The following is a 23,019-nucleotide window of genomic DNA, read 5'->3' as shown; positions in this document are numbered from 1 at the left end:
TTGCGCACCCTACTTTTTAATTATGTTACGTGGTTGGCGAGGGCGAAGGTGCGGTGTTTTTAATAGGTTGCTCTGGCTTAGCTTTCAGGTCTGGTTTGGGTGGCGCAGGCGGAGGGAAAGTCGCCGCGCGTCTGGGTATTTGTAGCGCTGTTCGGAATGCAGAAGACGGGAAGAAAGCACTAAATTGAGAAAGTCGATGGGCGAGGGGTTCTGGTGCATATTCCCACAAGCTTTCGTAGTAGAAGAAAGCGACACCTAAGCCGTATCCTTGGACTGCTTGCACCTGAGATTTAATTTGGTGAATCGGTACTGGGTTATTCCTCAAACCTGTCATAATCCCAACTCCGGTGGGAATTTTTTGCTGTGCTTCTTGCATTTCTGGACGGTTAATCTTGTCCACAAATGATTCTAGATTGGGACGGTAGACTTGCACGATTAGCTCGTCGGCAATATCCAAACGCACCCAAGCCAGCCAATCTTGTAGGTGATGTTTGTAAGCAAAATCGTAATAATTGGGAGAAATCGAGAAAATTGCATGGGGTTTGACTGCTTTGACGGCTTGATTTAGCTGTGACATAAAAGCGGTAATTTTATTTGCTCGCCACTGCACCCATGCTGGATTTTGAAAATCTTTTGGCGGAGCTTTTTTTGTTTCTTTGGTATACAAAGCAACTGTGTAGTCATCGTAGCCAAATTCGGCCGGCAAACTCATGTGATCGTCAAATTGTATGCCGTCTGCGTTATATTGAGTGGTGATTTCTAGTACGAGTTCGGTAATGAATTGCTGGACTTCTGGATGAAAGGGATTGAGCCAAACTACTTCGCCACCGGCGTCGTTTGATGTTTGGCTGCCGTCCTGTTTTTGTGTCAGCCAATCGGGATGATTTAAGGCTAATTCTGATGTGGGGGGAGCCATGAAACCAAACTCAAACCAAGGAATTACTAGCAGGCCTTGGCGGTGAGCTTGATCGATTAAATCGGCGAGCATATCTTGTCCATCTAACCCTCTGTAAACAAAGGGTTGAATGTCTCTTTGCTGCGCTACATAGCTGGGATACATTGCATAGCCAGAATTCCAGGCTACAGGATAAATAGTGTTGAAATTTAACCGCTTTAATTGGCTGACAGCATCTCCTAGTTTGCGACGATCTCTGAGGATGTCTTTGTCGTTTGTCGTCATCCAAACGCCGCGAATTTCCTGGCGGGGTTGCTGGGCGATCGCCGGAATCAAGTTGTTCGCCAGCAATACTATAATGAATGAGAGGGCAAACAGAAGCGGGAAAAGAGTTTTAATCGATCGCTGCCAACTGCGCGGAATGATGCGTAATGTCATAGTTTTGAATGGTGAGTTAGCTATCGAAACACACCCCGGCATAATTTGGTGATAAAATTTGCTCGCTCTACAGTCTACAGCCATTGGCGCTGAATGTGAAATCGGTTAAGTGCAATAGGTGGATTGATGTTATGCGATCGCAACTGAGCGAAGTATAATCTATGAGACAGAGAGTAGATGAGAGCATTATGTCAAAGTGCTGGGAAATTATTCATTACGCACTGCAAGCTCTCTTTACCGGACAGTGTGGCCCAAGGAATGCGAGTGCTGTACAATATCGGTGCTGGAATATTTCGATCGAACATCTGTAATTGTGAAAGATTTAGTGTTAATTGGTGGCGGTCACAGTCATGCTATTGTATTAAAAATGTTCGGCATCAAACCGCTGTCTGGAGTGCGTTTGACTCTGATTAGCGATGTCCTGCACGCGCCTTATTCGGGGATGCTGCCGGGGCACGTTGCCGGGTTTTACGATTACGATCAATGTCACATCGATTTGCGATCGCTCGCTGAATTTGCCGGGTGTCAAATATTGGTCGATCGGGCGATCGCGATCGACCTTAACAAAAATTTAGTTATTTGTCAAACTCGCCCTCCGGTTAATTTTGATTTGCTTTCTGTGGATATCGGCAGCACTCCTGCGACTTTATCTGTACCGGGTGCCGCAGAATATGCAATTCCAGCTAAACCCGTACCGGAGTTTTTAGCTAGCTGGAATCAGTTAATTTCCGAAAGCCACAACCATCCCCCAAAACCGCTGCAGATAGCGATTGTAGGGGGCGGTGCCGGCGGCGTAGAATTAGCATTAAATATGCAATCTCGATTGGGGAAGGAAGAGGGAAGAAGGAAGAAGCAAGAAGGAAGAGGGAAGAAGGAAGAAGCAAGAAGGAAGAGGGAAGAAAATTTAGAAAACTTATCATCACAAATTCATTTGTTTCACAGCGGTGCTGAATTGATGGAGGGACACAATCAGCGGGTGCGCCGACGCCTTCAAGAAATTCTCATCAGTCGCGGCATTCAATTGCATTTAAAGGAAAAAGTCTGTGCTGTAAAAAAGCTTGAGAGGGAAACCACTCTTCAATTCCCTACCGATTACCAAATTTCCTGTAAATCAGGTTTAGAATTAGAGTGCGATCGCATTTTTTGGGTAACACAAGCATCGGCAGCCAATTGGATCGGAGAATCCGGTTTAGCAGTAGACTCAAACGGCTTTATGCAAGTCAACGATTGCCTGCAATCACTCTCTCACCCCAACGTATTTGCGGCTGGAGATATCGCTGCGATGGTTAATTATCCCCGTCCAAAAGCTGGAGTGTTTGCCGTGCGTCAGGGCAAACCGCTGTTTGAAAATTTGCAGCAGTTTTTATTGAAAAAACCGCTGAAACCCTTTGCACCGCAGGAACAATACTTAGGGTTAATTGGTACGGGGAATAAAAGGGCGATCGCATCTCGCGGATCTTTCATGTGGGAATCGGCGCTGCTGTGGTACTGGAAAGATTGGATCGATCGCCAATTTATGCAAAAATTTAGCAATCTACCCAAAACGAGCAATACCAAATAGCAATACATTCATATATTCTCCTCTCTTCCTCTGCGTACTCTGCGTCCTCTGCGGTAAATAAAAAAAATCTTATTCAAAAACCCTTTACTATTGTTATAGTAATATCAGAATTAAGAAAAACTCACTATGTTCAGAAAAATAGGATTTTGGCTGATTTGGATTGCATTTCTCACCTACGCCTTTGTATTTGCACCACCCGACAGCCCAGAAAAAACCATCATACTAATTACCAATCTTTCCACAGGCAAAATAGCAGACATCAACCCTTTAATTGTAGCGTTATTCTACATCATGGGAGTCTGGCCGCTCATCTACAGTTGCGTCTTATTTGCTGACGGCAGAGGTCAGAAAATACCTGCATGGCTATTTGCCACTTTATCCTTTGGTGTCGGCGCCTTTGCCTTGCTGCCTTATTTAGCCCTGCGCGAACCTAATCCAGAATTTTCTGCTCCTAAAAATATCTTTTTAAAGATATTAGACTCCCGTTTTACTGGAATTTTCTTAACATTAGCTGCTGTTGGTTTAGTTGCCTTTGGCTTGACAAAAGGCGATTGGTCGGATTTTATTGGGCAGTGGCAAACCAGCCGTTTTATCCACGTAATGAGTTTAGATTTTTGTCTGCTTTGCCTACTATTTCCGGCTTTGTTGGCAGACGATATGGCGCGCCGAGGAATGCAGAATTATACAGCATTTTGGGCTGTAACATTAGTGCCACTGTTCGGGCCGCTGGCTTATCTGTGTACGCGCAAACCGCTGCCGGAAACTAATACTAAAACTGTTACAAATTAGACAGCCGTGCAGCGAATGCTCAGTTTAATCTAGGAATCAATCACAAGTAATCAGACAAGAAACAGGCAAGATGCCTGTTTCACAATAAGTAAGTTTTATTGTGGGGCGTGGCTCTAAGCAATGCCCATGAAAAACTGATTACAAGTAGTCCCAAATTTGTGTATTAATCTAATTAATTATCTCCAAATCGCTAGCAAATGAAAAAATTTCCTATCGTTGGCATCACAACATACAACCGCTGTCCAGCAGGCGAATATCGTTTAAATGGAACTTATATTGATGCAGTTCAGGCGGCTGGTGGCATTCCGATTTTACTGCCGCCCAATCAATTAGATCCGGCTAGTATTTTGGATGCAGTAGATGGTTTGATTTTTTCCGGGGGCGGAGATATCAACCCAGAACTTTATGGCGGTTATGTCGATCGCACAGTTTACTCGGTTAATGCAGAACGCGACAATTTTGAATTAAGCTTAGCAAAGCTAGCTTTGAAGGCTGACATACCTGTGTTGGGGATTTGCCGGGGAATGCAAATGTTGAACGTAGCCAGCGGCGGCAGTTTGGTGATTCACGTACCGGATGCTTACGGAGATGAGGTTAATCATGGATCGGGAATTCCGCCACGTGCGATCGAGCATACCATTGAAATTGAGCCAAACAGTCGGCTAGCAAAAATTATGGGAAAAACTTCAACAACAGTTGTTTCCTGGCATCATCAAGCAGTGCGGAAGGTAACATCCGATTGGCAAATAGTAGCCAATGCACCTGACACTTTGGTAGAAGCAATGGAACACTGCTATCACCCTTGGATGGTAGCGATTCAATGGCACCCGGAAATGTCGCCCAACTGTTCGTTCAACTCTCGAATTTTTAAGGCTTTCGTAGAAGCAGCCGCTTCAAGATTTATGAATTCTACCAAGTCAGAATCAAAGGCAATTCATACATTTTGATAGTCACTTATTCTTGATAGTCAGTATCTATTTCAATATCCAGGGTATCTTCATCTATTCTGACATACAGAACATTCGGGCGACAGCAAACCTGACAATCTTCGATATAAGATTGTTCCATACCACCGCTGATATCAACAAAAGTTGTACTCGGTTCGCCGCAGAAAGCACAGTAATATTCAGCCGTTGTTTGCATTTTTCTCGCACTCTCTTTTTGTGACTTCGTGGCGGTAGCGAAACATATCTGTTAACCGCATTTCCACCCACCAACCTAACAACAAATCGACAATCGGGCCGCCCGGTATCGAAAATGCGATCGCATCTGTCAATCTAGTATTACCATTTTCTGAGGTAAACTCGTGTCGATGAGTCCAACGTGCCATCGGCCCCTCAGTTTGTTCATCAACAAACAAGCGATATTGTTCGCACTCAGTGTGAGTAGCCACCCATTTTACAGGAATCAGCCCCAATAACAGGCGAAATTCTGATACAGCACCCACATCGAGTCCCCCTTCGCGGCGAATGATTTTCACCGGTTGCCAAGGCGGAGTCAAAAGTTGCAGAATGTCGGGCCTTTCGTGAAAGTTCCAGACTGCTTCAACGGTAGCATTAATCAGCGACGAATATCGAAAGTTAGGCATTTTTTGAATTTTGCTAAACACTTAATTGTGCGGTAATTTCAGCATTGGCAGTATTATCCTCTGTATCAGTACAAACAGCAACTGTTAGTTTCAATCCCAAAGCATTCAGCCAAGTTCCCAGATTGTAAATCGCATCACTTCCTTGCTGCGACAGCAATTCATCCAGTTTTTTTAATTGCACTTCATATTGTTCAGGAGACATCTGCTGTTTGCCAAGAGCTTCTGCTACATTGCTAAGTACCATTTTTAGCAGTTCTGCCTCCGGGTTTTCTTCTTCAAAAAAAGCCTCTACATACATAGCAGAATCTATTGGCTTTTTGAGAGATTCTATTAGAAATGGATGGTAAGGTAAACTTTTAGGCATTATCTTCACTCCTGTAATCAGTCCAGTATTTGATAGCTTGCTGTATGTCTCGGCCTTGAGTGCTTTTATCCCCGCCTATTAAAAGCAGGATAATAGTTGTGCCGACTTGTCCGAAATAGATTCGGTATCCAGGACCGTAATCTATTTTTAATTCATAGACTCCTTCTCCAACAAATCGATAATCTCCCAGATTGCCGAGTTTAACTCTGTCTAATCTCAACCTAATTCTAGCTTTAGCTTTGCCATCTCGGAGAACATTAAACCATTCCTCGAAAGGCACTCTGTTGTCTGGCGTAGTATAACGCTGAATTTCTCTCGGTTGGACTTCGGACATAATTATATTATAGTGCGTCACTCATCCCAGTATCCTGGCAATTAATTATACTCAAAAAATGCCACATCATCACCTCAGATACCGAAGACTCGGATTCAAAAATATCAACCAAATCTTTTTCTTGAATATTGTCCTCAACCATCAATGCTTTCAGTAGTGCGATACCTTTCAAGACTGGCAGTGGCTCATGTTTTTATTCGTAATCATAAACAATAGTACCCAACACGTTTAAGTAATGCCGAGTGTCCTGCGTGAGATTGCTCCGACTCACAATAGAATCAATCCGATTTTTGGTAGCGATTAACTCAGCTTCGCAAGTAATTGGACACGGTGGAAAAGTTGTGATGCTCTCAATATAGTAGCTACTAGGAGTTTTCAAACCAGTCGTTATTTTTCCAGTTCTCCTTTTTACTAAACCGGAATTAGTGAATTTTCACATCCTTTTGTATGAGTCATCGCCTCAGCCAAATGCTTCTTCAAAGTCGCCTCCGGTAGCGGCCCTTTTAAATGACTCCAAGGCAAAACCTGATCCAATTCCCACTCTTGAAAAACATAAAAATCCATCTCAGGCAACTGTCCCCGCAACTCCTTAAATGCCCGCCGATAACTGCCCAAAGTATCGCCGTAATGCCGCACTAATTCCAACAGCCGAGACAACCGCCGATCGCCCTTTGACAACAAACCCTGAATCACCGACCAGTTATAGCTTTCAGGTCTAAATTCTAAACCTAACTTACGCAATTCTTTATCTAAAAACTTCAGCCTCTTCTCCGCATCTTTATTCACTCCAAACCACTGAAAAGGAGTGTGAGATTTCGGGACAAAAGTGCTGCATCCCAGAGTCAACCGCAAACCTGGAGCGGCTTTTCTAATCACCCGCATCATCTCCACCGTCTCCTCTAAATCCTCCATTTCTTCACCGGGAATTCCCGCCATCCCGTAAAGTTTAATTCCCTTTAAGCCGCCAGCCTTAGCATTGATAGCAGCTTGGATAATTTCGTCATTTGTGAGTTTTTTGTTAACGATTTTGCGGAGGCGATCGCTCCCGCTTTCCACCGCAATTGTCACAGATTTGCTGTCTCTGTTTGTTAATATTTCTGCCAATTTAACTGTCACCGTATTCGTCCGTACCGAAGAAAGACTTAGCCGCACGCCGTCGTATTTCGGATGATTCAAATGATCCAGCAACGCTTCAAATTCCGGGTGCTGAGTGACCGAAGCACCCAACAAACCCAAACGATTAGTCACAGCTAAACCGCGATCGATCGCCGGAATTAGCGAACCCTCCAAACTCGCAGTTCTAAACGGCAAAGTCAGATAACTTGCCAAACAAAAACGGCACATTTCTGGACAACTCCGAACCACTTCCACCATGTAAATATTTTCCCAAGCAGCTTTTTCTGTCACCACAGTGGAAGCAGATAAAGTATTGCCGCGATAAGTCTGTTTTTCAACCATACTGGGAATTCCAGAATCGACAGGCTGAATCGCTTTAATCCCCTCAGCCGCATCCAGATAAGTTACTTCGTACAAACTGGGGACGTAAACTCCCGGAACTTGGGCTAAATGCCGCAATTTAGTTTGTCTGTCGGCGGTACGGACTTCTTTACAAGCATCAATAAAATTGTCAATGAGATGTTCGCCATCTCCCAGCAAAATCACATCAAAAAAATCGGCAAAAGGTTCGGGATTAGCCGTAAAAACCGGGCCGCCGCCGAATACTATCGGATGATTATCAGTTCGTTTTGACGCCCAAATCGGAATTTCTAGAGATTCCAATAAATTGAGAATATTTACATAGTCTAGTTCCCAAGAAAGCGAAAATCCCAGTAACTCTGGATGTCGGGGAAGTGGTTCGCGAATATCAGTAAATAAACGACCCACTTCAATATCCGATCGCACAGCCAAAGTTGCCCACACTATCTGATAGCCGAGACTGGTAATACCCACCGTGTACTCGTTGGGAAAAGCAAAAATAGTCGGGATAGCATCAGCATCGGGCGTTGCTGGAGCAAATAGTAAGCGTTCTTGAGCAAATGGATTAGGAGTCATCCGATTTTAGATTTTAGATTTTAGATTTTAGATTTTAGATTTTGGAATTTATCCGACGGATAAATTCGGGATTTTCAACCAAAGTGTTTTGAAGGGGGAGCGAGTTTAGCCTTAGCAATAAAGAATATAATTATAGCTCATAAATCACTCTAACTTTAAGTTGATACCTATACCTTCTGACAACAGACAACGGACAAATGACCGAAAGCAATTGGTGGCGAGGCCCCTGGCTTCATTAGTGGATAAGCAAAAAAAAGCTCGGCACCCGATAAACCTGAGAACGGTACAACCGGTGCGTGGGTTAATCTAAAATCTAAAATCTAAGATCTAAAATTGATTGACTTCTTAAAAGCTACTCTGAAATAGAATCGCGATCGTCCTGAGTTCTCGGAGTAGTCGGAGTAGGCGGTGCACTGTGAAAAGTTGCAATCAACAAACAGATAATCCCAGCATTAATAAACACATCCGCAAGATTAAATACCGGGAACCGAATTATCCGAAAATCGATAAAATCTACCACATGACCCGAAACAAATCTATCGATGCCGTTCCCCAGTGCTCCCCCCAATATCAAACCGTAGCCAGCTTGTTCCCAGCGGTTAATTCGCGGCCCGAACCAAGCCAGCACAATCAATCCGACACTAACGCCCAAAGACAGCCACCGCAACCAATTCACCCCGCCATTGCTGAACAGACTAAAAGCCGCACCGGTATTAACAACATAAGTGAAGTGAAACACTCCGGGTAACAGCGGCTGCGTCTGCGGAGGAATCGTCAAGTCAAAATTTTGTACCACCCAAAATTTAGTCAGGTGGTCTAAAACTAAACTGATAACAGCAGCAATCCAGAACAAGGGATTTCTTTTAAAACGCATGAATTAGGCAATTGAATAGGGGGCATCGGGCAGGGGATAATTTACTCAAATTTCGCTGTTTTTTGTCAGCAGAATGCAGTGCAGCAAAGCAATCCCAGCCGCAGCGAGATGACTCTCCCGTTGGGCAATGATAGTATAACCTTATTTTGCACAATTTCCAGTTACTTCTTCCTTCTTCCTTCTTCCTTCGCAATTAATAAAACATCAAGCGGCGTAAAGTAAATGACAGCACTGCGATCGCACAAACTACTGCCAATTGTCCCGGCAGGGGATAAACCGAATATTTAAGAATCTCCTCAAATAAAGGTGTTTTTTTTGCCGGAGGCAGCCAGTAAGTAAAAATTAGATAAATTAAGCCGATCGCGTGAACAGTGAACAAACCACACAAACAGCTAAAAGCCATAGATTCCAGCCGCGAAGCTACCTTAAAAGCCACCCAGCCGCACACCCAAGCGCCAGGTACAAAACCCAGCAAATATCCAAAACTCGCTTCTTTGAGATAGCCGATGCCGCCGCCTTGAGAAAAAACTGGCCACAAAGTTAATCCTAATGCCAAATAGGCAATTTGCGAGAGAGCCGCAGCATTTTTTCCCCCCATGCAGCCTACTAGCAAAACGGCGCCAATTTGATAGGTAACACCTAAAGAGTAGGCCTGAAGTCCTCGATCGTCCCACAACCCAATAGGAATTGTGACAGATGCAGGCAAAAAAGTGCCTCCTATCGTCAGGAGCAAACCAATAACAGCCCAGATTAATTCAATAGGAGCAGGCATTATCATCAAACGGCATTCGTCAGAAGGTATAAGGCAGAAGGCCTTTGTCAGAGGCAAGCTTCAATGCCCGCAGCTTTTAAATTCTTAATACTAGCACTACTGTCAAAAAAACCACCATTCTATGGTTTTCTGGTTCTCAAGCCTGGATCTTGTGATAATTTAATCGGGAATTTTTCGCCCTCGGACGATCGACTGCTTGTTTCCCTAGCTATTTCTCTGCCCTATATCTTATAATTTCACAATTGTCAAGCTCATAAATAACATTAATAATATTAATTAATATTAAATTGGATTAAGTGTAAAGATTCTTAACCTAACCTTTACTTTTGCGCGCTATGCTGATGCGGGACACCCCTATAACGATCGAAACTTTTGTATACCTATGCTTTTTCGTCTCAACTTGATTAATTCAAACCGTCTGACTACAGCAATTTCGGCTATGGCGATCGCCCTCAGTTTAGCAGCTTGCGGCGGCGGCAGCACAACCACAAGCCGCAGCCCCAGCCCCGGCGACACCGCAGCATCACCCGGCGCTTCCCCCGTTGCAGCCACCGGCACAGCGGAAAACACCAAACTCGCCCTAGCCTCAGACGTAGCCATCACCGCAGCCGGTGCCTCATTCCCCGCCCCCCTGTACCAGCGTTGGTTTCAAGACTTCAACAAAATCAACCCCAAAGTACAAATTAACTATCAATCAGTAGGCAGCGGCGCCGGAGTCGAACAATTTACCAAAGGCACAGTAGACTTTGGGGCCAGCGACACCGGCATGAAAGACGACGAAATCACCAAAGTTCCAGCCGACAAAGGTGTAATCTTGCTGCCCATGACAGCAGGCAGCATCGTCATCGGCTACAACCTGCCAGACTTAACCGAACCATTGAAACTACCACGGGACGTTTACGCAGATATCTTCGCCGGTAAAATTACCAACTGGAACGATCCCAAAATTGCAGCGGCCAACCCAAGCGCGAAATTGCCAGACCAAGCCATCACCATCGTCCACCGTTCCGACGGTAGCGGTACCACCGCCGTCTTCACCAAACACCTGAGTGCCATCAGCCCCGACTGGAAAAGTGCAGTAGGCGACGGCAAAACAGTACAGTGGCCCGTAGGCGTAGGCGCAAAAGGCAACGAAGGCGTCACAGCGCAAATTCTGCAAACCGTAGGCAGCCTCGGCTACATAGAATACGGCTATGCCAAAAACAACAATGTCAAATTTGCATCTTTGGAAAACAAAGCAGGCAGCTTTGTCGCACCTACCGACGAATCAGCTTCTCAAGCTTTAGCAACTGTGCCGATGCCGGAAAACCTGCGAGCATTTATCGAAGACCCCGAAGGCGCTCAATCCTATCCAATTGTCACCTACACTTGGATGCTCGTCCCCAAAACAGTTACTGACCCCAACAAAGCCAAAACCATAGAGGCAATGGTTGAATACGGCTTGAATGAAGGTCAAAAAGTTAGTTCCGAATTGGGCTACGTTCCTCTACCCCAAAACGTTAAAGAAAAAGTAGCCGCGGCCGCTGACGGCATCAGCGCAGACTACAAGATTGAGGTTGCCAAATAGTAACTGTTGACTGTTGACTGTTGTCCGTTGTCAGAGGGAAAAAAGCCCTTCGGCATTGCGCGTGCGGGTAAAAATCAGCAAGAATGAAGAGAGATATTTCTGTGGGGCGGGTTTTACCAGAAATATTTGTTAAAAAGTCAGGGGATTAATAAATCCGCCCCTCTTCTATGTAACAATCGGTGCATCTGTGTAGGGGTGGGTTTGACCAGAAATACTTGTTGAAAAGTCAGGGAATTAATAAACCCGCCCCTCTTTGATTTTATTTATGGTCTTTCTTTCTGCTTCGTTCTAGCTTTTTCCGAAACAGGCTATTTTCGGCTACTATATATTTGGTTTTTTTTTCTATGATTTCAGATAATAACAGCGCTCGATCGCAGACCCGATCGCGCTCTCAAGCCGAAAAGTCCTTAGACCAAGGCTTTATCTGGCTGACGCGGATTTTGGGCATAGGAGTTGGTGTAATTTTGCTGGTAATCGCGCTCACCGTTGCTTATCGGGCTTTACCGGCGATTCAACAGTACGGTTTGGGCTTTCTGTTTGGCAGTAGCTGGAATCCGGTTAAAGAAGAGTACGGTGCGCTGCCGATGATTTACGGGACGATCGTCAGTTCGGCGATCGCGCTCTTAATTGCAGTACCATTAGGAGTAGGGACTGCCATTTTCTTGAGCGAGGACTTTCTGCCGCTGCCAGTGCGTACAGCTTTGGTTTTTTTAGTAGAACTTTTAGCCGCCATTCCCAGCGTAGTCTACGGTTTGTGGGGAATTGCTGTATTGATTCCCATGATTACCACTCTCGGCAAGTTTCTCAACGGCACTTTCGGATGGCTTCCGATTTTTAGTACCCCGCCAGTGGGCCCGGGAATGTTACCAGCCGGAGTAATTTTGGGAATCATGACTTTGCCCATTATTACTGCTATCTCCCGCGACTCCTTGGCAAGTCTCCCCCCCGACTTGCGGCAAGCATCTCTAGGTTTAGGAGCTACTCGCTGGACAACAATTTTTAGAGTGCTCGTACCGGCGGCTTTTTCCGGCATTGTCGGCGGAATTATGCTCGGCCTCGGTCGCGCTATGGGAGAAACAATGGCTGCAACTCTGTTAATTGGCAATTCCAATCAGTTAAGTCTTTCTGTGCTAGCTCCTGCAAATACTATTGCTTCTCTGATGGCAAATCAGTTTGCAGAAGCCTCCGGGTTGCAAGTAGCAGCTCTGATGTACACTGGGCTAATTCTGTTTATTATGACACTGATTGTTAATATTTTGGCAGAGTGGATTGTTTCTCAAGTAAGAGCGAAGTACAACTAGAAGTTTGCCGTTATTTCCTACATAGTTTTAGTTTATGTCAAATAGCGTCTCCGACGAGAATCGTTTAGTATCGAAAACAGGCAGTTTAAAGAAGGTTAAAAACAGCCCGCAAGCGCTGTTTAGTCTGGCGATGACTGTAATCGCTGGAGCTAGTCTGACCCTGACTCTGCTACCTTTGTTTGCAGTGCTTTCCTACGTCACAGTACAAGGTTTCAATCGCCTGAATTTAGACTTGTTTACCAAGTTGCCACCGCCACCCGGACTATCGGGAGGCGGTATTGCTAATGCAATTCTCGGTACATTGATGACGGTGGGAATTGCTTCTTTAATTGCTGTTCCTTTTGGTGTATTGGCAGCAGTTTATTTGTCGGAGTTCAGCAGCGGTCAAGTAGCTCGCTGGGTACGCTTTGCTACTAATGTCCTCAGCGGCGTTCCTTCGATTATTGCCGGGGTATTTGCCTACGGTTTGTTCGTGGTAAATATGGGAGGTTTTTCGGCAATTGCAGGGGGTGCGGCGCTGGCTGTGCTGATGTTGCCCACGATTGTGCGGACTACTGACGAAGCTCTACAAATCGTCCCGCAAGATATTAGATGGGCGTCGGTTGGTGTGGGTGCTTCTAATTATCAGACGGTGTTGCAGGTGGTTTTGCCTGCAGCAATTCCGGCTATTTTAACGGGTGTGACACTGGCAATTGCTCGCGCTGCTGGAGAAACGGCTCCTTTGATTTTTACGGCGCTCAATTCGCCTTTTTGGCCGGCAGGATTTGATAAGCCAACTCCCAGTCTTTCGGTTTTGGTGTACAACTTTGCAACGGTTCCTTTTAAGGCACAGAAAGAATTGGCCTGGGCAGCATCTTTGATTTTGGTGATTATGGTTTTGCTGACGAGTATTCTTTCTCGCTGGGCTACTCGCCAAAAAGTTTATTGAAGGAAGAAGACCCTTAGACTTGGGGAATTGGTAAAAAGAAGGAACAAGGAAGATTTTACCTATCTCCAACTCGATCGCTCTCATCTTCTCCTTATTTTGTAAAATTCGATTGGATAGTTACCTGTATGATGATGGATTTAGACAAGCAAACGGAAACAGTTTTACGGACAGAAAATATCAATATTTTTTACGGCGCTTTTCACGCGGTTAAAAATGTTTCAATGGAGATTCCTAAAAATCGCATTACTGCCTTGATTGGGCCGTCTGGCTGCGGCAAAAGTACAATTCTGCGATGTTTTAACCGACTCAATGATTTAGTTAGCGGTTTTCGTTTAGAGGGTAGAATTGATTACCACGGTCAAAATCTTTACGATCCTGATATTGATGCTGTGGCGGTGCGCCGCAAGATTGGGATGGTGTTTCAAAAGCCAAATCCTTTCCCGAAGTCGATTTATGACAATATTGCTTACGGTGCGAGGGTGAACAATTATAAGGGAGATATGGATGAGCTGGTGGAAAAATCGCTCAGCCAAGCTTATTTGTGGGATGAGGTGAAGGATAAGTTAAAGCAAAGCGGTTTTTCTCTTTCGGGTGGCCAGCAGCAGCGTTTGTGTATTGCTAGGGCGATCGCGATTAATCCTGATGTAGTGTTAATGGATGAACCTTGCGCTTCTCTTGACCCGATTTCTACGATTAAGATTGAGGAGTTGATGCGGGAACTTAAGGAAAAGTATACGATTGTGATCGTTACTCACAATATGCAGCAGGCTTCTCGGGTTTCTGACCTGACTGCTTTTTTCAATGCTAAACTTTCTGACGATGGGAAACGGTTTGGCTATCTTGTGGAGTGTGACAAGACTGAGGTAATTTTCCAAAGTCCAAAGGAAGAGTCTACTTTAGATTATGTGAGCGGCCGTTTTGGTTGATTCCCCGACAAGTTGAAACAATCGGGCTACACAAACTCTCGTCCCTCTCTAAGGGGTGAAAAGAATTTAATTTGCTGAGTATGGTAACGACAAAAAAAACTGCGTAAAACTTTTGTCAATTTAGAATCCCGCTTTCTTGGAGAAAGCGGGATTCTGGATTTTATGATTAAAAGCTCGATCGTACTTTTTGCAGATACAAGCCACTGATTTTTGTGAAGAAATGCTCGAAGAGTTCACATATTCTTCATCCAATGCTTTAACAGGTTTTCTTTTACCATGTTTTGCCGCATAACTTCGAGCAAGTATTCCTGAGCTTGGTCTTGGCTTAACCTTTTTACTTCTTCGCGCAGCACTTGAAGTTTGAACTGCTGTTCCATGCTGAGGCTGGTTGTAGGCATATCCATAAATCGCTCCTCCTGTTTGCTGAGATTGATGCGAAATTGATCGGAATGACGTTTCGCAGGATTTGTTGTATCTCCTACATTGTAAACTATCATAACATTCACTTGACAATATGTCCAAAGTAGACATTTTGAGACTAATTTGTGTAGCAAAAGTACATCTAAGTGGGGGGAGCTCTATCATAAAAAGGCGTCAACACCGGGAAGCATAAGCCAAAGGAGCTAGTTCGTATGGATGCAATGGAGTTTTTTCAAAGCAGTGCTGGGGAGTGGCGTTCTCAGCGCAGCACTCACCACCTCGCTTTCCGCCAAGCGGAGATTGGGGATTCAAATATTCAGGTAACAGCCCTAGCTGCCGATGACGCTAGAGTCGCGGAGATTTGCAAGATGCACGAAGTCGATCCGAGCCGGGCTGCTGGGGGGGCTTTTGTGACATGGCACGGCTCGATGGCGTGGGATAAGGATGATGAGAATCATAAAGGGTCTACGGTGTTCGCGATCGTCCCCGATCCTGAAAATCCCCGGCAGGGTTTGATGTTGCGGGAACGGGGCTATGCGGAAATTGTGCCGGTAGCTGGCCGTTTTGAGATGGATGATGAGGATGGGCTGCTGCTGATTACGGAATACGAGACGATGAGTTCGATCGAGCGTTTCTGGTTTGCTAATCCGAACGTGCGGATGCGGACGAGTACCGTAAAGCGCTTTGGCGGTTTCAGCACATCGACTTTTTGTACCGAAATTCGGGTGCAACCAGACTCGGATGCAACATCAGAAGCAGCAGCAGATCAAGTACCCGCCAGCGAGTTTTATTCGGCTCTGGGCTGGTAATTTAGTCATTAGTAATTAGTCATCGGTCATAACTTTGGCTTCGTTTCCAGACTCAGCCTGGGAATCCTGGGTCTCAGGCTCTGCCTCCGGTTAGATTAGACGAGGCAGAGCCTCTAAAGTGGCGTTCCCAGCCAGAGACTGGGAAGCAGGGTGATTGCTAATTACTGACTACTGACTTCCCCAAAGTCAACAAATGTTACAGATTGTTGCAAAAATTCAGGAAAATCAGATTTAGATTGCGGGAATCCCCTAATCTGTATGTTGGTTAGTTGTATCCGTTATGCTGGCAGCTCACGGTGTCAACTATTTCTGAAATTTGAGATAACGGAGATTTTAACGTGGCGCTACCTTTGATAAACTACGCCCCCAAAAGCCAAAACCAGCGCGTAGCTGGTTTTGAAACAGGGAGCGACGAGCAGCCCAGAATTTTCACAACTGAAAATGTGCTCTCGTCTGGAGACATGGAAAATTTGATTTGGGCTGGATATCGCCAGATTTACAGCGAACACCAAATCCTCAAGAGCAACCGCCAAAAGTCTTTGGAGTCGCAACTCAAGTTCGGCCAAATTACGGTGCGAGACTTTATTCGCGGTTTGGCGACTTCTTCTCCTTTCCTAGAGCGGAATTACCAAACTAACAGCAACTATCGGTTTGTGGAAATGTGCGTGCAGCGCATTTTGGGCCGGGATGTGTACAGCGAGCGCGAAAAGATTGCTTGGTCGATCGTGGTAGCAAATAAGGGGCCTCAAGGCTTTATTGACGAGTTGGTCAATAGCGAAGAGTACCTGGAAAAGTTCGGCTACGATACCGTACCTTTCCAGCAGCGCCGAATTTTGCCTCAGCGAGTTGGAGGGGATACTCCTTTCAACTTGAAAACGCCCCGCTACAGTGAGTACCACCGTTCGCAGCTTGGCTTCCCGCAAATCATCTGGCAGACAAGTGTCCGCCGTTTTGTTCCTCAAGAACAGCAGGCGAAGGCTGGCGATCCGTCGAACTATTTGGGTATGGCGCGCAATATGCCCATGCCTGCTACTCCGCCGCAGCGCGTGCCACTGGCTAATATCAATATCGACACGATGGTTCCCCGTCGCCGGTAATTGATGCTGCCCTGATGCGATTATTTGTGTCGGGCGATCGACTGAATCGATCGGCTTTTAGGCTGAGAGAGTTTTGAGTCTTGAGTTTTGAGGTTTGAGTTTTTTGCTAAACTTGGAATCCAAAACTCGGGACTCATAATTTTTTGTCATTAGGAAGAAGGAAGAAGGAAGAAGGAAGAAGGAAGAAGGAAGAAGGAAGAAGGAAGAGGGAAGAAGGAAGAAAAATAATTCGACCTTTTCTCATTGTCAACTATAAGTGCATAGGTGCATTTATGCAGCCGCAATATAACGAAGATGCTGGAAAACCATTGCGTCGCCATGCTAAACAGCTTCGTGCCAAAGCCTTATACAGGTACGGTGCTGCAACAGGGCTAGTGTTGTTGCCACTGCTGGTATACGCGGTAGCACCTTTTAATCCTTTATTTTTGGTCGCGGCTCTTTTGATAGGGGCATTAATCGCCCTTCCGTTAATTGAGGACGGGAAAACGTTTTGGAAGTCGTCTCAGAGATTTGACCAAGGGGCCTGTGGTGAAGAAAAGACTCAGCACGTTTTGGAGTCCCTAATCCAATCTGGATGGATAGCTGAGTACAATTTAAGATTGCCGGAAGTAGGCGATATCGATGTCTGGCTGCGATCGCCTAAAGGGGTCAATTTTATCCTTGATGTGAAGTCTCACTCAACCGTAGTTCTGTTGGATGGGGATGTGCTCAAGCGTCTATCTTACGGAAAATTGAGAGATTTTGAGAAAGATTTTCTGGCACAGATTGCCAAAGAAGTCACAGCTATCAAAAAAGCTAAGAAGTTAACCAAGGTCACTCCAGTAGTTGTATTTAGCGATGCCAAGGTGAGTTTTAGCAACAAAAAGAAGATTAGGGGTGCTTACGTCATGGAACTGGGCAATCTGGTGTCAGGGTTGCAAGAACTCGATCGCACCTATAAAAGTAGATAAGATTGGGAGAAATGAGAGCAACGGCTACATTGATATGTTTGACATCAACAAATTTGCACACAGCAGTACCATCCCAGACTTGCACTAGCATCTAAGTGACACTTGTGCTATAAAAAATAGTTAAGGTAGAAACCATATCCTGGAGGAAATATTGGACAATACAGCCAAGGTAGATGCAATTCTCAATGCATGGTTCGACTACATTGCTTTAGAGGATTACAGTAACGCCAGGATTGAAGTAGCCAATTGCGATAAGTTAATAAAGGATGGTATCACGTTAGTAGACGATCGTGTATTAATTCGGGAACTTATCTTTTCAGAACTCCGACAAAAAGCTACCAAAAAGCCACAAGGCCAGCAGGAGTCAGTGTGGGTTTTATCCTTTCCGCAAGTTTTTGATGTAGACAATAATGGAAAATCTTATCTCTGTCCTCTGTTTAGTTTAGATGTTACATCGATTCTCAAGGGAGATTATCAAGAAGAAGGATGGAACCTTGACGAACTAAAACTCATAGAAGCAGGAGACAATTTAACTAAATTTCTTGGAATTGATGATGAACAGCGCGAGAAATTGATTACTAAAGATGGGCTGCGGCTGTTTCTAGAAACAACTTTTGCAATTGAGTTTCAAACTTATGAGGAGTGGATGCGACAGGTGGTTATACCTTGCTCTCATCGCCCGGTTCAACGGCAGCCGTACTTGTTTGAGTTTACAGGAAGTGGATTTTCATGGAATCTCAAGAAAGACCTGAAAGAGATTAAGGCAGGCTTAAAAGATTGGTCAGAAGGACATCCAGCTTATGAATATCTGTTCGGTGCGCCTCAACCTCCAGAACACGAGGTTACTTATATGGGTGCTTTCCCAACCCACGCACCAACTAATTCGCAATTAAGAACACTTAAACACGCTCAAAGTGAACCTGTGACGGCTGTACAAGGCCCACCTGGTTCTGGGAAAACCACCCTCATCCTTCATCTGGTCGCTCAACAGGTAGTCAAGCGCGCACTCAGATTAATTGAGTCCCAGGAGGATATCAATAATCTGACAGTTGTTAGTAGTACCAATAATACAGCCGTTGACAATGTGATTAAAAAGCTAGATGAATGGTTAAAAGATGAATCTTTAGAATATAACTTTCTCTATATAAAAGGAGGAAGTAAAAATAATATTCAATCACCTCTAGGTGCGATAGAGCAAATTAAAAAAGCAGTTGAATACATCCAAAAAAACAATTTTAACGAAATACGGTATCATGAAATAAAACAGAGAATAAAAAAGATAAAATCTGACTTTTTAGCGGAGGAGTCTAATTATTTAGAAGCTCGTCGTCAAAGAGCTTTAGATCAAAATCGACAGCCTCATCTTGAGGAAAAGGTACAAAAAATTAAGCAACATTTAGACCAAGCGGTAGCTGCTAGAACCAACTTCCAAGGACGAGCAGCAGAATTGGCGGAGTATGAACAACTTCCTCTTCATGCTTATCAGCGACTTCAAATAATCCTTGAGACTGCCGAAATGCGACTACCCCAAGGAAACATATCTTGGTGGAAGAGAATATTACTTTGGTTTACTGGCAGAACAGAAAGACAGATTCTGGCAAAAACGGCTGAAGAATGTAAAGCAGTAATTTTAGACACAGTAGGAACCCCCTTTCGTCTAGAAGTTATCAAAATTCGCAGTGATTTGGTTGGACAAGCGCGAGTGGTTCGAGAACGGTTAGAGAAGACAGATGAACTGAGAAGAGTACAAAGAAGTTTACAAAAAAATTCTGAAGATATAGCCACTACAGAGCAAGAAAAAAATGATGTTAGCTCCGAGTTAACAGCCATAACAAACAGATTAGCAACTGAACTTCAAGATTTTTATAATTGCTTCCATGAAATTTTTCATGATAAGCATCAGGAACTATTTAAGCTATCGCGGGAATTTCTTACTCAGGAAGCACTCCACAATAAAGATAAGGTAAAACAGACTTTAGAACTGTATTCAATCGTTCTTTCAGACCCTTGGAAATCTAAAGATAAGATGGCAGAAAACTTAGATGAGCATATTAAAGCTCTGAGTTTAATTTTTCCTGTAATTACTGTAACATTGCTTTCAGTCAAAAATATGCTGCCCTGGGTTAAGGAATGTGTCGATCGCACAATCGTAGATGAAGCAGGAATGATACCGCAGCATCAAACATTTCCTTTGTTAGTGCGATCGCGCAAAGCTATTATTGTCGGAGACCCTTTACAAATTGAGCCTGTAATTCCTCTCAGCAAACAGAGACGCATTAACTATCGTCAAACAGCTTTCCTTGATAGAGGATTAACTGAAATTGATTATCATCGTTACAGTCCGGAGGAAGAATATAGCGCCACTTCCTATCATCGGGCTGCTGGAGCAAGTGGAGAAGACAACGATACGGGTCAAGGAATTTGTTTGATTGAGCATTTCCGATGTCAACCTAGCATTATTCAATATTGCAATGCTATTGCTGGCTATGGCTTAGAGATCAAAACGGAACCAGTTGATTCTTTATTGGAATCACACTTAATTGCTTACGATGTTGAGGGAAATATCCGCAATAATGTTAATGAGGAAGAAGTTACTGCTGTCTGTGAGATAATTCAGCATTTGGTGAATCAGGGCTATTCACTAGAAGACATCGGTGTAATTTCAGCCTTTCGCGCTCAAGCTAATGCTCTGACGGAAGCTATCACTAAAAAATTCTCTCAATTTAATAGAAAATCGGTGGGAACAATTCACACTTTTCAGGGTTCTGAGAAAAAAGTAATTATCCTGTCTACAAAAATATGCCGATCGCAGGATAATGTTAGTTGGATTAATAAGCGACCCAATCTTCTTAATGTTGCCGTATCGAGAGCAAAAGAACTATTTATCTTGGTGGCTAATCTTTACAGACTAGAAAAAGGAAGATTGACCCGTCAGCTTGTTGAACATATTCGAGAACAGGGTATTATTTTAGAGTATAAATCGGAGGCAGAAATTCCGCAGCAACAGCCTGGAACGACTCCAATTTATGATTGCGACCATTTAGAAATTTTTAGAGAAGCTATTGAGGAAGCAGAAAGCGAAATTTTAATTCTCTCACCTTGGATTCGGGGTAACGAACCAAAATGGTTTGTGGCTGAGATTGTCTCGGCGTTGCAAAAAGGGGTTAAGGTTACGGTGATTTACGGAAACAAAGGTAACGAAGATAATGATAATAATGATGCTCAAGCTGAAAAAGAGTTGAGAGATTTATTTTCCCACCATCCAGGTTCACGTTTAATTCGCTTAGGCAAAGAAATATATAGAGAGAGCAGAGGAACCAATGAAAGAATTTTGATTTGCGATGATAAATTTGCTGTTATAGGAAGTTGGAATTGGCTTTCTCACCCTTACAGGGAGCAGTGTAGAAGAAGGTTATTAATCAATCCCAAAGTTCAAATCCGCCGCGAGATGAGCATACAACTTTCTGATTCATCGTTTATTGCGGATTTCAAGGCAAGGATTTATAAGTTAATTACATAATAATTAGCAAACTTTACGTAAAAGAAAAGACAACCCGAAAACCAAATTCCTTGTCAGTGATGGTGGGATTTTCGGAAAAACGAGATGCAGAACGGCACAAATGATGAAAAGAATCCCAAGAACCACCGCGTAAAATTCGATATTCTTCATTGCCACTATTGAGCCATACACTACCATCTAATGGTGCGCCTTGATAGTTTTCATGTTCCCAATCAGCACACCATTCCCAAACTAACCCGTGCATATCGCAGAGTCCAAAAGCATTAGCTGGAAAACTACCTACCTCAGTTGTCTGTTGGCGATAAACCCCTAATGCTTCGTTAATATAAGTTCCTCTATATAAACGATCGTTAATTTTCTGGTCTTGTCCGCAATAGTTTGCTAGATGTGTCGTAATTGTTTTGCCAAAATGAAATGGGGTTGTTGTTTGAGCGCGACAGGCGTATTCCCATTCAGCTTCACTGGGTAAGCGATACGTCAGTCCTATGTTTTTATTAGATAGTCGTGCACAAAACTCCTGTGCATCATACCAGTTGACCCGCTCTACTGGTCGGTTATCCCCTTTAAAACGGGATGGATCGGGGTCGAGGTCATGCTTGATTTTTGGCCGGGATGCGATCGCTCTCCACTGTGCCTGAGTAATGGGATATTTACCCATAAAAAAGGGTTTTACAGTAACTAGAGGTCGGGGACGTTCATCCTCAAGGGATTCAAGTTCTTCTTGGGGCGCTCCTATTGTAAATTTACCACCTGGGATGGAAACCATTTCCAGCTCAACTCCATCACCCAAAATTTCTATGAATTGCTGCGCCTGTTTTGGGCAACGTTTAGTTTCTCGCCCTTGAGCATCCACAGTTACTACTTCAAACTCAAAAGTTGTGGTAGTTGGGACAAGCCACAGAGGTTGAATTACTTCTGCTTCATTGCTGGCAGTAAAGCTTGGGGATGGAACTTCAGAAATTTCTGAGGTGTAACGACCATCAGCAATTACTTTGAATACCTCAATATACTGGCGTATCAAATCGATACTCTGTTCCTGCCGATCGGGCGCTCCAACCTGAAAATTCAGTGTGATGTTCTGCTGAGTAATATTCCCAAGAGTCAGATTGCCATCCACTATAAGATGGTTCAGCAGGGCTTGCTGAATTTTTGGGTTGAGCTTATCTCCTAGCTGATTATTTGTCACCTCGATTTTCCTGGGTTATGTCACCAACTTTGGCATCACTTCCAACTTGCCAATCTCTACCTAGCAACTGCTTGGCAGAGGTCTGCCCCTCTTTAATTTGTGTAATGTTTCCTATATCTAGCTTGCCTCTTATGCGTAGTTTATCCAAAATCACTTGCACAGCAGGAGATTGAGACTGAATTTGGTTAACTAATTCTGTTAACCGGGCAGCAAACTCTCGATCTTCTTCCATCTGGCTTACCAATTCCGCTTCAAGTACCTGCACATTAGCCTCAGTTGGATTTGCTTCTGCCCGTGCCAGTAAGCCGGCTGTACCTGTCGCTTGCAATTTAGTTTGGACAAACTCGCGTGTAGCCTGAATTACTTCTCCACTTTTTTCCCAGGCAGCTTCGCCTATATTTGCACCAAATGTATCCAAAACTTTGGGCAGTATTACCGTGGTAGCTATTCCAGCAACAACAGACACTGGATCGACCATGTTTTTGTTCTCCCGTTACGCTTTAAGTAAATTTCTTTGGAAATGGTATATCGAGGCTTATACCACTTTAGGGTTGCTTATCACAAAAGTAAAGCTTTTGATCTAGTTATAGCAGCAAACAGGCAGATGAGGACAAAAATCGGATCAAGGCTCTGCAAGCGTCTGATGGC

Annotated in this window: 22 protein-coding genes; 11 read left to right on the top strand and 11 right to left on the bottom strand. The window is 44.2% G+C overall.

The genetic code is table 11. The features are described from left to right. Positions 1-25 precede the first annotated feature (25 nt). Entirely contained in the window at positions 26-1,417 is a 1,392-nt protein-coding gene (locus tag QUA27_RS04195; protein ID WP_333066540.1) for a glycoside hydrolase family 10-like protein, read from the bottom strand. A gap of 283 nt (positions 1,418-1,700) precedes the next feature. On the opposite strand from QUA27_RS04195, the gene QUA27_RS04190 reads away from it, so the two are divergent. The 3 genes from QUA27_RS04190 to QUA27_RS04180 all read left to right on the top strand — a co-directional run bounded on the left by QUA27_RS04190 (position 1,701) and on the right by QUA27_RS04180 (position 4,630). Beyond that, on the top strand, positions 1,701-2,894 hold the full coding sequence (locus QUA27_RS04190) for a slr1591 family oxidoreductase (protein ID WP_445251471.1): 1,194 nt from the start codon (positions 1,701-1,703) through the stop codon (positions 2,892-2,894). Between the two features lie 126 nt (positions 2,895-3,020). Next, positions 3,021-3,683 carry a DUF2834 domain-containing protein gene (locus tag QUA27_RS04185; protein ID WP_333066539.1) on the top strand — a complete coding sequence of 221 codons (663 nt, stop codon included), beginning with the start codon at positions 3,021-3,023 and terminating at the stop codon, positions 3,681-3,683. Positions 3,684-3,880: 197 nt separating this feature from the next. Then, the gene (locus tag QUA27_RS04180; RefSeq protein WP_333066538.1) at positions 3,881-4,630 is read left to right on the top strand and encodes a gamma-glutamyl-gamma-aminobutyrate hydrolase family protein; all 750 of its coding nucleotides are present in this window, start codon (positions 3,881-3,883) and stop codon (positions 4,628-4,630) included. A gap of 7 nt (positions 4,631-4,637) precedes the next feature. Here QUA27_RS04180 and QUA27_RS04175 read toward each other — a convergent pair whose 3' ends face one another. From QUA27_RS04175 to QUA27_RS04145, 7 genes are all read right to left on the bottom strand, one after another. Continuing rightward, the gene (locus tag QUA27_RS04175) at positions 4,638-4,826 is read right to left on the bottom strand and encodes a CPXCG motif-containing cysteine-rich protein (protein ID WP_006635525.1); all 189 of its coding nucleotides are present in this window, start codon (positions 4,824-4,826) and stop codon (positions 4,638-4,640) included. After that, positions 4,810-5,271 carry an SRPBCC family protein gene (locus QUA27_RS04170; protein WP_333066537.1) on the bottom strand — a complete coding sequence of 154 codons (462 nt, stop codon included), beginning with the start codon at positions 5,269-5,271 and terminating at the stop codon, positions 4,810-4,812. Before QUA27_RS04170 ends, QUA27_RS04175 begins: the two co-directional genes overlap by 17 nt. A 13-nt stretch (positions 5,272-5,284) precedes the next feature. Continuing rightward, complete coding sequence (locus QUA27_RS04165) at positions 5,285-5,635, bottom strand: helix-turn-helix domain-containing transcriptional regulator (RefSeq protein ID WP_333066535.1); 351 nt, start codon at positions 5,633-5,635, stop codon at positions 5,285-5,287. Continuing rightward, on the bottom strand, positions 5,628-5,969 hold the full coding sequence (locus QUA27_RS04160) for a type II toxin-antitoxin system RelE/ParE family toxin (RefSeq protein WP_333066534.1): 342 nt from the start codon (positions 5,967-5,969) through the stop codon (positions 5,628-5,630). The genes QUA27_RS04165 and QUA27_RS04160 overlap by 8 nt, the downstream gene beginning before the upstream one ends. 411 nt (positions 5,970-6,380) lie before the next feature. Continuing rightward, positions 6,381-8,021, bottom strand: coding sequence for a B12-binding domain-containing radical SAM protein (locus QUA27_RS04155; protein WP_333066533.1), 1,641 nt, complete (start codon positions 8,019-8,021; stop codon positions 6,381-6,383). 352 nt (positions 8,022-8,373) lie between these two features. Then, a complete protein-coding gene (gene lspA, locus QUA27_RS04150) occupies positions 8,374-8,895 on the bottom strand; it encodes a signal peptidase II (protein ID WP_333066531.1) in 522 nt (173 codons plus the stop codon). A 193-nt stretch (positions 8,896-9,088) separates the two neighbouring features. Continuing rightward, positions 9,089-9,667, bottom strand: a complete 579-nt coding sequence (locus QUA27_RS04145) for a biotin transporter BioY (RefSeq protein WP_333066530.1) — start codon at positions 9,665-9,667, stop codon at positions 9,089-9,091. 382 nt (positions 9,668-10,049) lie between these two features. Here QUA27_RS04145 and pstS point away from each other — a divergent pair, with 382 nt between their 5' ends. The 4 genes from pstS (at position 10,050) to pstB (ending at position 14,389) form a co-directional block, all read left to right on the top strand. Then, complete coding sequence (gene pstS / locus QUA27_RS04140) at positions 10,050-11,234, top strand: phosphate ABC transporter substrate-binding protein PstS (protein WP_333066527.1); 1,185 nt, start codon at positions 10,050-10,052, stop codon at positions 11,232-11,234. Between the two features lie 344 nt (positions 11,235-11,578). Further along, positions 11,579-12,535, top strand: a complete 957-nt coding sequence (pstC, locus tag QUA27_RS04135; protein ID WP_333066525.1) for a phosphate ABC transporter permease subunit PstC — start codon at positions 11,579-11,581, stop codon at positions 12,533-12,535. Positions 12,536-12,569: 34 nt separating this feature from the next. Beyond that, positions 12,570-13,463: a phosphate ABC transporter permease PstA gene (pstA, locus tag QUA27_RS04130; protein WP_333066522.1), complete on the top strand. Its 894-nt coding sequence runs from the start codon at positions 12,570-12,572 to the stop codon at positions 13,461-13,463. 125 nt (positions 13,464-13,588) lie between these two features. Further along, positions 13,589-14,389, top strand: coding sequence for a phosphate ABC transporter ATP-binding protein PstB (gene pstB / locus QUA27_RS04125; RefSeq protein WP_333036858.1), 801 nt, complete (start codon positions 13,589-13,591; stop codon positions 14,387-14,389). Positions 14,390-14,622: 233 nt separating this feature from the next. On the opposite strand, the gene QUA27_RS27290 is transcribed toward pstB, so the two are convergent. After that, positions 14,623-14,886, bottom strand: a complete 264-nt coding sequence (locus tag QUA27_RS27290; RefSeq protein ID WP_445251468.1) for an NblA/ycf18 family protein — start codon at positions 14,884-14,886, stop codon at positions 14,623-14,625. A 135-nt stretch (positions 14,887-15,021) separates the two neighbouring features. Here QUA27_RS27290 and QUA27_RS04115 point away from each other — a divergent pair, with 135 nt between their 5' ends. The 4 genes from QUA27_RS04115 to QUA27_RS04100 all read left to right on the top strand — a co-directional run bounded on the left by QUA27_RS04115 (position 15,022) and on the right by QUA27_RS04100 (position 21,185). Further along, on the top strand, positions 15,022-15,618 hold the full coding sequence (locus QUA27_RS04115; protein WP_333066521.1) for a phycobiliprotein lyase: 597 nt from the start codon (positions 15,022-15,024) through the stop codon (positions 15,616-15,618). Positions 15,619-15,956: 338 nt separating this feature from the next. Then, on the top strand, positions 15,957-16,715 hold the full coding sequence (locus QUA27_RS04110; protein WP_333066519.1) for a phycobilisome rod-core linker polypeptide: 759 nt from the start codon (positions 15,957-15,959) through the stop codon (positions 16,713-16,715). Between the two features lie 143 nt (positions 16,716-16,858). Next, the gene (locus QUA27_RS04105; RefSeq protein ID WP_333066518.1) at positions 16,859-17,665 is read left to right on the top strand and encodes an NERD domain-containing protein; all 807 of its coding nucleotides are present in this window, start codon (positions 16,859-16,861) and stop codon (positions 17,663-17,665) included. A 151-nt stretch (positions 17,666-17,816) separates the two neighbouring features. Continuing rightward, positions 17,817-21,185: an AAA domain-containing protein gene (locus tag QUA27_RS04100; RefSeq protein WP_333066516.1), complete on the top strand. Its 3,369-nt coding sequence runs from the start codon at positions 17,817-17,819 to the stop codon at positions 21,183-21,185. 13 nt (positions 21,186-21,198) lie between these two features. Here QUA27_RS04100 and QUA27_RS04095 read toward each other — a convergent pair whose 3' ends face one another. Beyond that, positions 21,199-22,371 carry a formylglycine-generating enzyme family protein gene (locus QUA27_RS04095; RefSeq protein WP_333066513.1) on the bottom strand — a complete coding sequence of 391 codons (1,173 nt, stop codon included), beginning with the start codon at positions 22,369-22,371 and terminating at the stop codon, positions 21,199-21,201. After that, positions 22,361-22,849 carry a hypothetical protein gene (locus tag QUA27_RS04090; protein ID WP_333066510.1) on the bottom strand — a complete coding sequence of 163 codons (489 nt, stop codon included), beginning with the start codon at positions 22,847-22,849 and terminating at the stop codon, positions 22,361-22,363. The genes QUA27_RS04095 and QUA27_RS04090 overlap by 11 nt, the downstream gene beginning before the upstream one ends. Positions 22,850-23,019 lie beyond the last annotated feature (170 nt).

Origin of the sequence: Microcoleus harperi Pol14_C6 (assembly GCF_036701295.1) — a bacterium.
Taxonomy (GTDB): Bacteria; Cyanobacteriota; Cyanobacteriia; order Cyanobacteriales; family Microcoleaceae; genus Microcoleus.
Note: the sequence above shows the minus strand (reverse complement) of the source record. Positions and strands in the feature narration are given on the sequence as shown.

Coding starts and splice junctions, on each gene's coding strand:
- QUA27_RS04190 (WP_445251471.1), top strand. CDS start 1,701: ATGTTCGGCATCAAACCGCTGTCTGGAGTGCGTTTGACTCTGATTAGC.
- pstB (WP_333036858.1), top strand. CDS start 13,589: ATGATGATGGATTTAGACAAGCAAACGGAAACAGTTTTACGGACAGAA.
- QUA27_RS04165 (WP_333066535.1), bottom strand. CDS start 5,635: ATGCCTAAAAGTTTACCTTACCATCCATTTCTAATAGAATCTCTCAAA.
- QUA27_RS04155 (WP_333066533.1), bottom strand. CDS start 8,021: ATGACTCCTAATCCATTTGCTCAAGAACGCTTACTATTTGCTCCAGCA.
- pstS (WP_333066527.1), top strand. CDS start 10,050: ATGCTTTTTCGTCTCAACTTGATTAATTCAAACCGTCTGACTACAGCA.
- QUA27_RS04180 (WP_333066538.1), top strand. CDS start 3,881: ATGAAAAAATTTCCTATCGTTGGCATCACAACATACAACCGCTGTCCA.
- lspA (WP_333066531.1), bottom strand. CDS start 8,895: ATGCGTTTTAAAAGAAATCCCTTGTTCTGGATTGCTGCTGTTATCAGT.
- QUA27_RS04195 (WP_333066540.1), bottom strand. CDS start 1,417: ATGGCTGTAGACTGTAGAGCGAGCAAATTTTATCACCAAATTATGCCG.
- QUA27_RS04175 (WP_006635525.1), bottom strand. CDS start 4,826: ATGCAAACAACGGCTGAATATTACTGTGCTTTCTGCGGCGAACCGAGT.
- QUA27_RS04170 (WP_333066537.1), bottom strand. CDS start 5,271: ATGCCTAACTTTCGATATTCGTCGCTGATTAATGCTACCGTTGAAGCA.
- QUA27_RS04090 (WP_333066510.1), bottom strand. CDS start 22,849: ATGGTCGATCCAGTGTCTGTTGTTGCTGGAATAGCTACCACGGTAATA.
- QUA27_RS04185 (WP_333066539.1), top strand. CDS start 3,021: ATGTTCAGAAAAATAGGATTTTGGCTGATTTGGATTGCATTTCTCACC.
- pstA (WP_333066522.1), top strand. CDS start 12,570: ATGTCAAATAGCGTCTCCGACGAGAATCGTTTAGTATCGAAAACAGGC.
- pstC (WP_333066525.1), top strand. CDS start 11,579: ATGATTTCAGATAATAACAGCGCTCGATCGCAGACCCGATCGCGCTCT.
- QUA27_RS27290 (WP_445251468.1), bottom strand. CDS start 14,886: ATGATAGTTTACAATGTAGGAGATACAACAAATCCTGCGAAACGTCAT.
- QUA27_RS04160 (WP_333066534.1), bottom strand. CDS start 5,969: ATGTCCGAAGTCCAACCGAGAGAAATTCAGCGTTATACTACGCCAGAC.
- QUA27_RS04145 (WP_333066530.1), bottom strand. CDS start 9,667: ATGCCTGCTCCTATTGAATTAATCTGGGCTGTTATTGGTTTGCTCCTG.
- QUA27_RS04115 (WP_333066521.1), top strand. CDS start 15,022: ATGGATGCAATGGAGTTTTTTCAAAGCAGTGCTGGGGAGTGGCGTTCT.